Source organism: Streptomyces sp. NPDC017246 (assembly GCF_044331325.1).
Lineage (GTDB): Bacteria > Actinomycetota > Actinomycetes > Streptomycetales > Streptomycetaceae > Streptomyces.
Genome location: NZ_JBIRMW010000004.1, coordinates 196,886 through 210,221, shown reverse-complemented (window position 1 = coordinate 210,221; position 13,336 = coordinate 196,886). Strand labels below are relative to the sequence as shown.

Sequence of the window (13,336 nt, the reverse complement as noted above, 5' to 3'; positions counted from 1 at the left end):
CCGAACACTCCGCGAGTCGTGTCAGACCCGCCCACGTGGGGCAGACGGCAGGGCCATCGGGACGCGTCACGGGGCGGGCGCGCCGCGCGGGGGAGACGGGTCCTCCGCCCGTACGGCCGGGACGACCACCACGATCACACAGAACGCGATGAGCGTCTCGGCCCAGAAGAACGCCAGGTAGTCGAGCAGGCTGCCGATCGGCGGAGCGCCCGGGGCCGTGTTGCGGAAGGCCGCGAGGGCGAACAGCGTGGCCGCCATCCAGCCCAGGGCCGGCCAGGTCAGCCCCATTCGCCGCCGCACCAGGTGCCAGCCGCCCATGAGGACCGCGACGGCGAGCGCCCACATCGCCAGCATCATGAACACCGAGAAGACCAGGACGCTCCGGGAGCGCGCGACCTCCGCCGCGAAGACGGCGGTGCCGCGGATCTCCGAGGTGTCGACGGCCAGGGAGAACAGGGCGTCCCGGTTGACGAGCGTCATGCGCACGGGGACGCTCTCACCCCCCTGCACGGCCCCGAACTCCAGCTCCGTCTCGTAGGCGTCGAACGGATAGTCCGTGATCGCTCCGCCCGTCAGCGCGACGGGCACGTCGACGGTCGCGATACGGCTGTGGGCGGGGAACGTCAGGTCCCCGCGCACGGAGGACGAGGTCTGCAGCGTCAGATCCTCGGCGGGGGAGACCCCGCCGGCCTCCGCGAGCGAGCCGCGCGGGGTGACGAGGACGCGTAGGACCAGCTCCCGGCCTGCCGCGTCGACGCGCTGCACCGAGGCGTCGATGTCGATCCGGTCGGCAGCCCGGCCTCCGGCGGTGTGGCGGGTGTCCAGGTCCTGGCGTTCGCCGAACTGGAGCCAGAGCCCGCAGAGAGCGGCCGCCGCGACGGCGAGGAGCACGAGGGCGGTGCTCAGCGGGCCGCCGGGGGCCCGTGGGTGACGTCGCTTCAGGGACACGACCGCGCTCCGGGGTGGGGTAGGGGGTGAGGGGAAGGAGGAAGAGGTGGGGGAAGGGGAGAGCGCGGGTCAGGCGGCGGGCTTGCCGGGCTGCTCGTGGGTCGCGCAGTGGATGCCGCCGCCACCGGAGGCGATGGTGTCGATCTGGATCTGCACGACGTCCCGCTTCGGGAAGTGCTCCTGGAGGATGCCCCGTGCCCGGTCGTCGGCCGCCCGGTCACCGAACTTCGGCATGAAGACGGAGTCGTTGGCCACATAGAAGTTGGCGTACGTCGACACGAAGTCGTCGCCCTCGCCGGTGATCCGGTCGAGGTCGGGCTGAGGCAGATCGATGATCTCGAAGCGCCGGCCCCGCGCGTCCGTCGCCTTCTCCAGCACCGAGCGGGCCTGGTCCGCGGAGCGCGACCAGGAGTCCGGGGGCGAGCCGGGGAACGCCTGGTCCAGGAGCACCACGCCGGGCGCGGTGAACCGCACGAGGCTGTCCACGTGCGCGTCGGTGATGTCCTCGCCGCGCACACCGGCCAGCCAGACCACCTTCTCCACGCCGAGGGTCTCGATCAGCTCGTCCTCGATCTGGTCCCGGGTCTTTCCCCGGTTGCGGTTGTCGTTGACGATCGAGCTCTCGGTGACGAGGAGGGTGCCCTCGCCGTCGGTCTCGAAGGAGCCGCCCTCGGCGACGAGCGGGGCCTCCTCGCGGGGGATGCCGTACTTGCGCAGCAGCAGCCGGCCCACCTGGGCGTCGTTGGTGTGCTCCTGCTTGTTGCCCCAGCCGTTGAAGTTGAAGTCGACCCCGAGGAGCTCGCCGCCGTCCTCGACGAAGACGGGAACGGTGTCGCGGGCCCACAGGTCGTCGACCGGGAGAGGGATCACCTCGACCCGCGAGCCGCAGGCCCGCTGCGCCGCCGCGACCTGGTCGCGCCGGGCCATCATGACGACGGCCTCGTACTCGGCGACCGCGCGGGCGATACGGGCGATGTCCTCCCGTACGTAGGGCAGGTCGTCCCCCCAGACGGAGGCGAGCGCGGGCCACGACATGAACGTACGGGTGTGGCTGTCCCACTCGGCGCCGAAGTGGCGCTCACCGCTCTCGGATGCGGGCCGCGCCGAGCCGGTGGCCGGCCGGGTCGAGGAGCCGGACCCGGCCGGCGTGGATTCGCCGGGTCCGCAGGCCGCGGCGCCCAGGGCGAGGGCGCCGCCGATGCCTGCGAAGGCGCGCAGCGTCGCACGGCGGGAGGGAGGGAGGTGGGACACGTGTGCTCCGATCATGGGCTGGCGAGACTATCCAGCGGCCGCGGGCGGATCGAGATGACGCGCGCGGTGTGCCGGGATTCGCGGGCCTGGGCCTCACACGGGAGACCGGCGTACGGGGTGTGCGGAGCCGGGGTGCCCGAGACGTGAGTGGGGGTGGGCCGTGGCCTCACTCTGGCACTGACTGGATTTTCAGTCAAATGACGGCCTCGGTGCGGTGGGCCGCCCCCGCCCGATCGGCGCACGGACGCGACGAGCTCGGCGCCGGGGACCGCGGGGGCGGAAACGCGGGAGCGTTCGGCGGCAGGAGGGGCGTAAGCGGGGAAGGGCGGCCGTGGAGATCACCGCGCCCTGTCGTCCGGATAGGGTTCACCGCATGGCGTCTCGCAGTACACAGATCCTGGAAGCGGCCGCCCGGGTCATCGCCCGGCGCGGGGTCCGCGGGCTTCGCGTGGAGGAACTCGCCGCGGAGGCCGGGGTCTCCACCGGCCTGATCTACTACCACTTCAAGGACCGCACCGGGATCCTGCGGCACACCCTGGAGTTCATCAACGACCGCGCCGAGCGGTACACGACCGAACGGGATCCCGAGGCGGAGCCGCTCACGGCCCGCGAGGAGCTCGACGAGGTCCTCCTCCTGGAACTCCAGGACACCCCGGAGGTACGGGAGAACAGCTCGGCCTGGGGTGAACTGCGGGCGAGCGCCGTCTTCGACCCCGTCCTGCGCGAGGACCTGGCCCGGGCGACCCTGGTGTGGGTCCAGGAGGTGGCCGCGCTGCTGGGCCAGGTGCGGCCGATGGCGCCGGCCGCCACCCTCGCCGCCGCCGCGGAACGGCTCACCGCCCTCCTGGAGGGTCTGAGCATGCGCTGGCTGAGCGGCGGCCTGGCGATCGACCACGCCCGCGCCCTCCTGCGGGAGGCCGTCGACGTGGAGCTGACCGCCCTGCGGAAGCCGTAGGCCACCACCGGGACGGTGCGCTCTCGCGTCCACCGGCCGCAGCCGTGGGGACGCGCCCCCGCGCGCCGGACCACCTCTGTTACGCCCGTTGAGGCGAGCACGAGTCGCGACCCCGTACATATCGGGACAGGATGGCATCTCGTGGCCCCGGAGAGGCCGTCCGGGGCTCTCCGCAGGAAGGGAGACCGTGAGGATCCCTTCTCCGAGGAGGCGGGAATGGCTGAGCTCATCGTCATCGGATACGACGACCCCGAGGTGGCCGGGCGGGCCTTCGAGACGGTGCAGGACCTGCAGCGGGACTACGTCGTGCACCTGAACGGTCTCGCGGTCGTCTCCGTGGACGCCGAGGGCCGGACCCATGTCGACACCAGCAGCCGGATCGTCGGCGTCTCCGCCGCATCCGGGGCCCTGTGGGGAGCGATCTTCGGTCTTCTCTTCCTGCTGCCCGGGGTCGGGCTGCTGACCGGAGCGGCCCTCGGCGGCCTGGTCGGCAAACTCAGCAAGTCCGGGGTCGACGAGCGGTTCCGCCGGCAGGTGGCCGACCTCCTCACGCCCGGTTCGGCCGCCGTCGTGATCATGGCCTCGAAGCTCACGGACGACAAGTTCACCGTGGCCATGCAGCCGCACGGCGGCACCGTCCTCAAGACCTCGCTCAGCGACGAGGACGAGAAGGAACTGGCCGAGCAGCTCGCCGGCCCCCAGTAGCCGGCCCCCGTAGGGCGCCCCACCCCGCCCCACCCCCGGAATCCGCCAGGAAGGTACCGCCATGGAACCCGCGCTCAGCGGCGACGTACTCGCGAAGCTGCGCCAGCCCCGCCCGTACCCCGCCGTGTCCCTCGTGATGCCCACCCACCGCCGCGAGCCGGACAACGCCCAGGACCCCGTCCGCCTCCGGAACCTCGTGGCCGCGGCGGAGAAGGCGGTCAAGGACGACCCGGCGGTGACCCGCGAGCGGCGCGAGGACGTCCTGGACCAGCTGCGCCGGGCCGTGGCCGAGGTCGACCTCGCGCACGCCGAGGACGGTCTGGTGATCTTCGCCGCCCCGGGCGAGCACTACGTGTGGACGGTGGCCCGGACGGTCCCGGAACGCGTCGTCCTCGCCGACACCTTCCTCACCCGGAACCTCGTCGCGGCCCAGGCCGCCGAACAGCCCACCTGGGCGCTCGCGGTCGCGGCCGACCGGGTCTCGCTGTGGAGCTGCAGCCCCGAACGGGTCACCGAGCACACCGGGGACGGCTTCCCGCTCGTGCGCAGCCTCGAAGACCCCGACGCGGAGCGCGAGGAACGCGTCGGAGACCTGCCCAGCACCTTCCAGGACGAGGCCACCCGCCAGTTCCTGCGCGAGGCGCACACCGCGCTGAGCGCCGTCCTCGCCTCCGAGCCGCGCCCGCTGTACGTGATCGGCGAGCCACCCGCCCTCGCCCTGCTGGAGGAGACCGGGCCGCTCCGGCCGGGCGTGACGCCCGTCCACCACGGAGGGCTCGCGCGGGGACCGTCCGCGGCCGTCCGGGAGGCCGTCGAGCCCGCCAGGACCGCCCGCGAGGCCGCGGCGGCGACGACCGTCCTGGCCGAGCTGGACGCCGGCCGCGGCCGCCGTGAGTTCGCCGGAGGCATCGACGAGGTGTGGCAGGCCGTGAAGGAGGGCCGGATCCGGCTGCTCGCCGTCGAGGACCACTACCGGACCGTCGTACGGGACGAGGGCGGGCACCTGGAGCCCGCCGAGCCCGGCGAGGCCGAGACGCGGGACGACATGGTCGACGAGATCGTCGAAAGGGCCCTCGACACGGGGGCCGAGGTCCAGTTCGTCCGCGACGACACCCTCCTCGACATGGGCCGCGTCGCCGCCGTCCTGCGCTATTGACCCGCGACCCACACCCCACGACCAACGCCCCACGACCGCGATCGACGACCGACGATCACGACCGCACCACGGAGACGGAAGAGGACTCATCCTGTGAACCCCACATCGGCGAGGACGAGGCGGTCGGTGCGCGCACGGGCGGTGAGCGCGGCCGCCGCCGTCGTCGTCACGGCCCTCGGCGCGACGGCCCTCGTCTCCTGCGACACCGGGAACGACGACACCGGTGGCACCACCGTCAGCGAACGCCCCACCGCACCCGACACGGCCGGCTTCTCGGGCGAACTGCCCTCCTCCGTCGCCTCCTCGGCTTCCGAGGTCGTCGAGTCCGCCCGTGCCTCCGCCTCCTCGGCGGCGGCCTCGGCGTCCGCGCGGGAGGCCGAGCGCAAGGCGTCCATCGGTGCGGAGATCGAGCGCTCGCGCCGGCAGGCCGAGGAGGTCCTGAAGGACGTGCAGGGCCGCGGCAACGCGCTGGGCGAGGTCGGTATGACCGGCAAGCCCCGGGCCGACACCGGAGGTGTGCTGACCGTCGTCCTGACCATCACCAACAAGACGGACGAGGAGGCCTCCTACGCCGTACAGGTCGACTTCCTCGACCCCTCGGGCAAGGTCGTCGAGACGCAGTTCGTCGGCGTCGAGGACCTCGAACCGGGGAAGCGCGAACAGCCGTTGGTGATCAGCAGGCAGCCTCCCGAGCCGGTGCTCACCCCGAGGCTCACCAAGGCGCAGCGGTACTGACTCAGGAGGAGAGCGGTATGTCCGAACTCATCGTCCTCGGCTACGAGGATCGAGCCGTCGCGAACAGGGCCTTCGCCGCGGTGCAGAAGCTGGAGGACAGTGATGTGGTCGAGCTGACCGGCATCGCCGTCGTCACGGTGGACGCCGACGGGGAGACCCATGTGGACACCCCGGCCCGGAGGGAGGGGAGGGTCGCCCTCTCCGCCACCGCCGGTGCCCTCTGGGGCATGGTCCTCGGCATGATCATCCTCACCCCGGGGATCGGCGTGGTGGGCGCCGCCCTCGGCGGACTCATCGGCAAGCTGAGCCAGACGGGCGTCGACAACAAGTTCCGCGAGAAGGTCCAGTCGCTGCTGGCGCCCGGCTCCTCGGCCGTCGTGGTCATGGCCTCGAAGGTCACCGAGGACAAGTTCGCCGCGGCCGTGGAGCAGTTCGGCGGCACCGTGCTCAAGACGTCGCTGTCGGAGGAGAGCGAGCGGCAGCTCGCCGAGCAGCTGGCGGGCCCGGACCCGATGGACTGACCCCGCCGGCACGGAACTGGGCCACCCCGGGACGGGGTGGCCCAGTTCCGTGCCGTGCCGTCAGAACTCGACCGCGTCGCGGATCAGCGGGCAGGTCATGCAGTGGCCGCCGCCGCGGCCGCGGCCGAGTTCGGCGCCGACGATGGTGATGACCTCGACGCCCGCCTTGCGCAGCAGCGTGTTGGTCTGGGTGTTCCGGTCGTACGTGAAGACGACACCGGGTTCGAGGGCGACGGCGTTGTTGCCGCTGTCCCACTGCTGCCGCTCGGAGGCGTACACGTCCCCGCCGGTCTCGATCACCCGGAGCCGGGGCAGCCCGAGGCTCTTGGCGACCACGTCCACGAAGGGGGTGCCCCCCTCGTCGGTGATCTCGACCCCGGGAGCCTGGTCGCCGGGCCGCAGCGTGAAGGTGTGCACCGCGTCCATGATCTTCGGGTAGAGCGTGACGATGTCACGGTCGGCGAAGGTGAAGACGGTGTCCAGGTGCATGGCGGAGCGGAGCTTCGGCATGCCCGCGACGACGACCCGTTCGGCGGCGCCGTTCCTGAACAGGGAGGCCGCGACCTGGGTGATGGCCTGCCGGGAGGTGCGTTCGCTCATGCCCATGAGGACGACGCCGTTGCCGACGGGCATGATGTCGCCGCCCTCGAAGGTGGCCTGGCCCCAGTCCTGTTCGGGGTCGCCCCACCAGACCGCGGCGTCCCTGTAGCCGGGGTGGAAGGTGTAGATCGCCTTCATGAGGAGCGTCTCGCCGTGCCGGGCGGGCCAGTACAGCGGATTCAGGGTCACGCCGCCGTACAGCCAGCAGGTGGTGTCGCGGGTGTAGAGCGTGTTCGGCAGCGGCGGCATCAGGTACTCGCGGGCCCCGGTGGCCTCGCGGGCGAGGGCGACGTACCCCGAGCGGAACTCCTCGGGCAGGTCGGCCGTCGACAGACCGCCGATGAGGTACTCGGCCAGCTCGCGCGGCGGCAGGGCGTCCAGGAAGGCGCGGGTGTCCTCGATGAGACCGAGGCCGACCTCGTTGGCGATGATCTTCCGGTCGAGGAGCCAGGCCCGTCCCTCGGGGATCGCCATCGTCTCGGCGAGGAGTTCGTGCAGCTCCACGACCTCGACGCCCCGCTGGGTCAGCTTGTTGACGAAGTCGGCGTGGTCGCGCTGGGCGTTCTCCACCCACATCACGTCGTCGAAGAGCAGGTCGTCCGAGTTGGTCGGGGTGAGCCGGCGGTGGGCGAGCCCCGGGGAGCAGACAAGGACCTTACGGAGCCGTCCGACCTCGGAGTACACGCCGAGCGCGGGTTCGACGGAAGCGTCGTTGCTGGTCATGCGGGGCCTTTCGGTGCGGGTGGCGAAGGGGCGGAGGGCGAAGGGGCGGAGGGCGAAGGAGGGAGGGCGAAGGAGGGAGGGAGAGCCGGAGCAGGTCGAGGGAGGGGGATCAGAGGCTGATCCAGCCCGCCGCGAGCGCCACGATCCCCATCACGGCGCCGACGATCGAGACGGCGAGGATCACGAGCTCGCGCGGGGAGAAGAGCCGCCTGCCCTGCTCGCGCCGCGCCTTGACGAAGAGGAAGGTCGCGGGCGCGTAGAGGATGAAGGAGACCAGGACGAACTTGAGCCCGGCCGCGTACAGCAGGAACGCCGTGTACACCGTGGCGAGGACGCCGACGACCAGCTCCCGCCGGGTGCTCTCGCCCGCGACGTTCTCCTGCGCGGGTCGCAGGGCGATCTTCACCGCGAACGCGGCGGCGAGCAGGAACGGGATGAGGCTGAGCGCACTGGTCAGGTCGAGGGCGAAGTTGAACGCGTCGTCGGAGAAGGCCGTGACGACCAGCACGACCTGACTGAGGGCCGTGGTCATCAGCAGGGCCGGGACGGGTACGTCGTCGCCGCTGGAGCGGCTCAGGAAGCGCGGCATGTCCTCGTCCTTGGCCGCCACGAAGAGCACCTCCGCGGCCATCAGGGTCCAGGCGAGATAGGCGCCGAGGACGGAGACGATGAGGCCGACGCTGACGAAGACCTTGCCCCAGGTGCCGACGGCGGCCTCCAGGACGCCCGCCATGGAGGGCTGGCGCAGCTCGGCGATCTCGCTCATCGGCAGGATCCCGTACGACACGATGGTCACCGAGGCGAAGACGGAGAAGACGCTGAGGAAGCCCAGGATCGTCGCCCGGCCCACGTCCTCACGGCGCTTGGCGTGCCGGGAGTACACGCTCGCGCCCTCGACGCCGAGGAAGACGAAGACGGTGGCGAGCATGGTGCCGCGGACCTGGTTGAACAGTGAGCCGGCGTAGTCGGCGCCACCCCAGTTGTCGGCGAAGACGGACGGATCGAACGAGAACAGGGCCAGGATGACGAAGACGATGATGGGCACGACCTTGGCCACGGTCACGATCCGGTTGATCGCCGCGGCCTCCTTCACCCCGCGCCGGATGAGCAGGAAGAACGCCCACAGTCCGGCGGAGGACAGGATGATCGCGAGAGCGGTGTCGCCGTCGCCGAGCGCCGGCCAGATCGCGCCGATCGTCGACATGATGAGCACCCAGTACGTCACATTGCCGACGCAGGCGCTGGCCCAGTAGCCGAAGGCCGAGAAGAAGCCCAGGTACTCGCCGAAACCGGCCTTCGCGTACGCGTAGACACCGGCGTCCAGGTCCGGGCGGCGCACCGCGAGCGCCTGGAAGACGAACGCGAGCATCAGCATGCCGAAGCCGGCGATCGCCCAGGCGATCAGCGCGCCCGCGACGCCCGTCTCCTGTGCGAACCGCCGTGGCAGGGAGAACACGCCGGCGCCCACCATGGATCCGACGACCATCGCGGTGAGCGTGACGAGGGTCAGCTTGGCCGCGGGCGGTGCCCCGGCGGTGGCGGCGTCTTTGCTCGTATCGGCGTTCGACATGGCCTACCTCGATGGCGACTGGAGGGGTCCTCGGGCGACTTGCTGTTCCGAGCGGAATCTAGCCGTATTGGGCGCTTTTGTCGCAATAGTGGAATGCGTCCCCGTGTTGCGCCGGCGGGGCTGCGGCCGGGTATCAGCGGGCTCTCGGCCAGGCCGTCCGAATACAGGTGTTCGCCTGCTTAAACCTCCCGCGAAGCAAGATCGCCGTTTCGAGGTAATGCCCTCGGTCCGATGGGGTGTACCGGGTGTACGGACCGTTACTGTTCCCCGGGATCTGGACGGATTCCCAGAGATTTCTCCTCCCTTTTCCTCTTTCTCCTCTTCACCGACCGGGGCACCCGTGCGCCGGTCACCACCCCCTGCGAAGGAGAGCCCGCCCCATGACCGCAGACACGAGCCCGGACGCACAGCTGGACCGGCCGAAGCAGTCCAGCCTCAGCACCGCGGCTGCCCGGAACCTCGCCACGACCACCAAGTCCGCCCCGCAGATGCAGGAGATCAGCTCCCGCTGGCTGCTGCGGATGCTCCCCTGGGTGGAGACCAAGGGTGGCGCCTACCGGGTGAACCGCCGGCTCAGCTACACCGTCGGCGACGGGCGCATCGAGTTCGTCCAGGACGGTGCCCACGTCCGGGTGATCCCCCGTGAGCTCGGCGAACTCGCGCTGCTGCGCGGCTACGAGGACGAGGAGGTGCTGAACGTGCTGGCCGGCCGGTGCGTCCAGCGCGACTTCAGCGCCGGCGAGGTGCTGGTCGAACGCGGCACCCCCGCCGAGCAGATCCACCTGATCGCCCACGGCCGGATCAACCAGTCCTCCCTCGGCAAGTACGGCGACGACGTGGCCGTCGCGGTGCTCGCCGACGGTGACCGGTTCGGTGAGAACGCCCTACTGGACGCCGACGCCCGATGGGACTACACCGCCACCGCCGAGACCTCGGGCACCCTGCTCACCCTCTCGCGCGCCGAGTTCGCCGCCGTGCTGGCCTCGGCGCCGGGCCTCCAGGCCCACATCGAGGAGTTCAGCTCGCTCCCGCTCCAGCGGCAGAACCGGCACGGTGAGGCCGAGATCGCGATGTCGGCCGGCCACGTCGGCGAGGTCGCGCTGCCGGGCGCCTTCGTCGACTACGAGCTCAAGCCGCGCGAGTACGAGCTGTCCGTCGCGCAGACCGTCCTGCGGGTCCACACCAGGGTCGCCGACCTCTACAACGGGCCGATGAACCAGACCGAGGAGCAGCTCAGGCTCACCATCGAGGCGCTGCGCGAGCGCCAGGAGCACGAGCTGATCAACAACCGGGAGTTCGGCCTCCTCCACAACGCCGACTTCAAGCAGCGGATCCAGACCCACTCGGGCCCGCCGACCCCGGACGACCTCGACGAGCTGCTCTGCCGCCGACGCGGCACGAAGGTCCTCCTCGCCCACCCCAGGACGATCGCGGCGATCGGGCGCGAGTGGAACGCCCGCGGACTCAACCCCGGCACCGTCGACCTCGAAGGCCGGCAGGTCCTGAACTGGCGGGGCGTCCCGCTGCTGCCCTGCAACAAGATCCCCATCACCAAGGAGAACACCAGCTCGATCCTCGCCATGCGCCTCGGCGAGGACAACCAGGGCGTCATCGGTCTGCGTCAGACCGGTCTCCCGGAGGAGTACGAGCCCGGTCTCTCGGTCCGCTTCATGGGCATCAGCGAGCAGGCGATCATGTCGTACCTCGTCACCACGTACTACTCCGCCGCCATCCTCGTGCCCAACGCGCTGGGCGTCCTCGAGAACGTGGAGATCGCCCGCAGGCACTGAGGGGCGTCCTGCCTATCGGGCCGGGCTCGCGGCGTGATCGACAAGACACCCCCAGGCGCTGTCCCGCGGCCGCCACGGCGGCCACGAAGAGACCGGACCCTCCCGGGCCCGCCGAGTGTGCCCGGGACCCCGGTCGGCCCACCCCCTCACCAAGGAGTCACGGATGCCCGAACCCGGGCTTTCCCCTCTGCAGTCGAGCCTGCCCACCGCCGCCGCCCACTTCGGGACCCACGTCCTGGCGCGGGCCGCGGCTCCCGCGGACACCGTCCCGGCCGCAGACCCCGTCCCGGCCGCCGAGGCCGCCCCTGCCGCCGGGGCCGTGACGGCCGCCGTGGCCACGCCGCACCACGCCGATCTCGGATGGATCCCGCGCGGTCCCTCCGGTCTCGGCACGGCGGGCCTGTCCCTGGCCCGGCACGTGGAGGCCCCGGCCCCGCCGGAACCGACGGCGCCCGCCCCGGTGGAGGGCCGGCCGATCCCCGGCCTCTACTTCCACCCGGTACCCGAACCCGACCCGGTGCGGGTGGACGAGGTCAGCCGCAGGATCAAGTCCTGGGCGCTCGACGAGGTCCAGCTGTACCCCGACGACTGGGAGGGCGAGTTCGACGGCTTCTCCGTCGGGCGCTACATGGTGGCCTGCCACCCGGACGCGCCGACCGTCGAGCACGTGATGCTCGCGACGCGTCTGATGGTCGCCGAGAACGCCGTGGACGACTGCTACTGCGAGGACCACGGCGGTTCGCCCATCGGCCTCGGCGGACGCCTCCTCCTCGCCCACACCGCCCTCGACCCGCTGCACACGACGAAGGAGTACCAGCCGCTGTGGGCGGAGTCGCTGCACGCGGACGCCCCGCGGCGCGCCTACCGCTCCGCCATGGAGTACTTCGCCGGCCAGGCCACCCCCTCCCAGGCCGACCGGTTCCGGCACGACATGGCCCGGCTGCACCTGGGCTATCTCGCCGAGGCCGCCTGGGCCGAGACGGACCACGTGCCGGAGGTGTGGGAGTACCTGGCGATGCGGCAGTTCAACAACTTCCGCCCCTGCCCCACCATCACCGACTCCGTCGGCGGCTACGAACTGCCGGCGGACCTGCACGCCCAGCCGGCCATGCAGCGCGTCCTCGCGCTCGCCGGGAACGCCACCACCATCGTGAACGACCTGTACTCGTACACGAAGGAACTGGCCAGCCCCGGCAAGCACCTGAATCTGCCGGTGGTGATCGCCGAGCGTGAGGGCGTCTCCGACCGCGAGGGCTATCTGAAGGCGGTCGAGGTCCACAACGACCTCATGCGCGACTTCGAAGCCGAGGCCGCGGCCCTCGCCGCCGCCTGCCCCGTCCCGACCGTGCTGCGCTTCCTCAGGGGAGTGGCCGTGTGGGTCGACGGCAACCACTACTGGCACCAGACCAACACCTATCGCTACAGCCTGCCCGATTTCTGGTAAGAAATGGAATTATCTGTGACCAGCACCGAGTTCACCACCGTCAACGGCGCCTCCGCGTTCGTCCCCTCCCCGGCGACGCCGTACCAGGGTGACATCGCCCGTTATTGGAACAACGAGGCCAGGCCCGTGAACCTGCGCCTGGGCGATGTGGACGGGCTCTACCACCACCACTACGGCATCGGCGACGTCGACCACGCCGCCCTCGGGGACACCGAGGACAGCGCGTACGAGAAGAAGCTGATCGCCGAGCTGCACCGGCTGGAGTCCGCGCAGGCCGAGGTCCTCCTGGACAACCTCGGTGTGATCGGCCGTGACGACACGCTCGTGGACGCCGGCTGCGGCCGCGGCGGTTCGAGCGTCATGGCCCACCAGCGTTTCGGCTGCAAGGTCGAGGGCGTCACCCTTTCCTCCACGCAGGCCGCGTTCGGCAACAACCGCGCGAAGGAGCTCGGCATCGACGACCACGTCCATGCCCAGGTCTGCAACATGCTGGACACGCCGTTCGAGAAGGGCAGCATCGCCGGCTCGTGGAACAACGAGTCGAGCATGTACGTCGACCTGGACGACCTGTTCGCCGAGCACTCCCGCTTCCTCAAGGTCGGCGGCCGCTATGTGACCATCACCGGCTGCTGGAACCCGCGGTACGGCCAGCCCTCGAAGTGGGTCTCCCAGATCAACGCGCACTTCGAGTGCAACATCCACTCCCGCCGCGAGTACCTCCGGGCGATGGCCGACAACCGGCTCGTGCCGCAGGCCGTCATCGACCTGACGCCCGACACCCTGCCGTACTGGGAGCTGCGCGCCACCTCGTCCCTGGTCACCGGCATCGAGGAGGCGTTCATCAACTCCTACAAGGACGGCTCCTTCCAGTACGTGCTGATCGCGGCCGACCGCGTCTGAGCCGCCGCTGACGGCCGGCGGCCTACCGGCCGAGCGCA

Annotated in this window: 12 protein-coding genes; 8 read left to right on the top strand and 4 right to left on the bottom strand. The window is 71.1% G+C overall.

All coding sequences use genetic code 11. The features are described from left to right. Window positions 1-66: 66 nt before the first annotated feature. A complete protein-coding gene (locus ACH4MY_RS11695; RefSeq protein ID WP_398001005.1) occupies window positions 67-948 on the bottom strand; it encodes a DUF4436 domain-containing protein in 882 nt (293 codons plus the stop codon). Window positions 949-1,017: 69 nt separating this feature from the next. Further along, window positions 1,018-2,199 (bottom strand): agmatine/peptidylarginine deiminase, encoded by a 1,182-nt coding sequence (locus ACH4MY_RS11690; RefSeq protein ID WP_398001002.1) that lies wholly within the window; start codon window positions 2,197-2,199, stop codon window positions 1,018-1,020. A gap of 373 nt (window positions 2,200-2,572) precedes the next feature. Here ACH4MY_RS11690 and ACH4MY_RS11685 point away from each other — a divergent pair, with 373 nt between their 5' ends. From ACH4MY_RS11685 to ACH4MY_RS11665, 5 genes are all read left to right on the top strand, one after another. Beyond that, entirely contained in the window at window positions 2,573-3,154 is a 582-nt protein-coding gene (locus ACH4MY_RS11685; protein WP_398001000.1) for a TetR/AcrR family transcriptional regulator, read from the top strand. A gap of 216 nt (window positions 3,155-3,370) precedes the next feature. After that, window positions 3,371-3,859, top strand: coding sequence for a DUF1269 domain-containing protein (locus ACH4MY_RS11680; protein ID WP_398000997.1), 489 nt, complete (start codon window positions 3,371-3,373; stop codon window positions 3,857-3,859). Between the two features lie 61 nt (window positions 3,860-3,920). Then, on the top strand, window positions 3,921-5,015 hold the full coding sequence (locus ACH4MY_RS11675) for a chemotaxis protein (protein WP_398000995.1): 1,095 nt from the start codon (window positions 3,921-3,923) through the stop codon (window positions 5,013-5,015). Window positions 5,016-5,141: 126 nt separating this feature from the next. After that, on the top strand, window positions 5,142-5,750 hold the full coding sequence (locus ACH4MY_RS11670; RefSeq protein ID WP_398000993.1) for an FxLYD domain-containing protein: 609 nt from the start codon (window positions 5,142-5,144) through the stop codon (window positions 5,748-5,750). A 17-nt stretch (window positions 5,751-5,767) separates the two neighbouring features. Beyond that, entirely contained in the window at window positions 5,768-6,271 is a 504-nt protein-coding gene (locus ACH4MY_RS11665; RefSeq protein ID WP_398000990.1) for a DUF1269 domain-containing protein, read from the top strand. Between the two features lie 60 nt (window positions 6,272-6,331). Here ACH4MY_RS11665 and ACH4MY_RS11660 read toward each other — a convergent pair whose 3' ends face one another. Together ACH4MY_RS11660 and ACH4MY_RS11655 are read right to left on the bottom strand one after the other, a co-directional pair. Continuing rightward, window positions 6,332-7,594 carry an arginine deiminase gene (locus ACH4MY_RS11660; protein ID WP_398000987.1) on the bottom strand — a complete coding sequence of 421 codons (1,263 nt, stop codon included), beginning with the start codon at window positions 7,592-7,594 and terminating at the stop codon, window positions 6,332-6,334. A gap of 109 nt (window positions 7,595-7,703) precedes the next feature. Next, window positions 7,704-9,164 carry a basic amino acid/polyamine antiporter gene (locus ACH4MY_RS11655; protein WP_398000985.1) on the bottom strand — a complete coding sequence of 487 codons (1,461 nt, stop codon included), beginning with the start codon at window positions 9,162-9,164 and terminating at the stop codon, window positions 7,704-7,706. A 380-nt stretch (window positions 9,165-9,544) separates the two neighbouring features. Here ACH4MY_RS11655 and ACH4MY_RS11650 point away from each other — a divergent pair, with 380 nt between their 5' ends. From ACH4MY_RS11650 to ACH4MY_RS11640, 3 genes are all read left to right on the top strand, one after another. After that, on the top strand, window positions 9,545-10,954 hold the full coding sequence (locus ACH4MY_RS11650) for a family 2B encapsulin nanocompartment shell protein (RefSeq protein ID WP_398000982.1): 1,410 nt from the start codon (window positions 9,545-9,547) through the stop codon (window positions 10,952-10,954). A gap of 163 nt (window positions 10,955-11,117) precedes the next feature. Further along, window positions 11,118-12,398, top strand: a complete 1,281-nt coding sequence (locus ACH4MY_RS11645; protein WP_398000980.1) for a family 2 encapsulin nanocompartment cargo protein terpene cyclase — start codon at window positions 11,118-11,120, stop codon at window positions 12,396-12,398. 3 nt (window positions 12,399-12,401) lie between these two features. Continuing rightward, on the top strand, window positions 12,402-13,298 hold the full coding sequence (locus tag ACH4MY_RS11640; protein WP_398000977.1) for a geranyl diphosphate 2-C-methyltransferase: 897 nt from the start codon (window positions 12,402-12,404) through the stop codon (window positions 13,296-13,298). Window positions 13,299-13,336 lie beyond the last annotated feature (38 nt).

Excerpts from the sequence above, each read along its gene's own strand:
- ACH4MY_RS11685 (WP_398001000.1), top strand. The coding sequence starts at position 2,573 with ATGGCGTCTCGCAGTACACAGATCCTGGAAGCGGCCGCCCGGGTCATC.
- ACH4MY_RS11680 (WP_398000997.1), top strand. The coding sequence starts at position 3,371 with ATGGCTGAGCTCATCGTCATCGGATACGACGACCCCGAGGTGGCCGGG.
- ACH4MY_RS11675 (WP_398000995.1), top strand. The coding sequence starts at position 3,921 with ATGGAACCCGCGCTCAGCGGCGACGTACTCGCGAAGCTGCGCCAGCCC.
- ACH4MY_RS11665 (WP_398000990.1), top strand. The coding sequence starts at position 5,768 with ATGTCCGAACTCATCGTCCTCGGCTACGAGGATCGAGCCGTCGCGAAC.
- ACH4MY_RS11660 (WP_398000987.1), bottom strand. The coding sequence starts at position 7,594 with ATGACCAGCAACGACGCTTCCGTCGAACCCGCGCTCGGCGTGTACTCC.
- ACH4MY_RS11655 (WP_398000985.1), bottom strand. The coding sequence starts at position 9,164 with ATGTCGAACGCCGATACGAGCAAAGACGCCGCCACCGCCGGGGCACCG.
- ACH4MY_RS11650 (WP_398000982.1), top strand. The coding sequence starts at position 9,545 with ATGACCGCAGACACGAGCCCGGACGCACAGCTGGACCGGCCGAAGCAG.
- ACH4MY_RS11645 (WP_398000980.1), top strand. The coding sequence starts at position 11,118 with ATGCCCGAACCCGGGCTTTCCCCTCTGCAGTCGAGCCTGCCCACCGCC.
- ACH4MY_RS11640 (WP_398000977.1), top strand. The coding sequence starts at position 12,402 with ATGGAATTATCTGTGACCAGCACCGAGTTCACCACCGTCAACGGCGCC.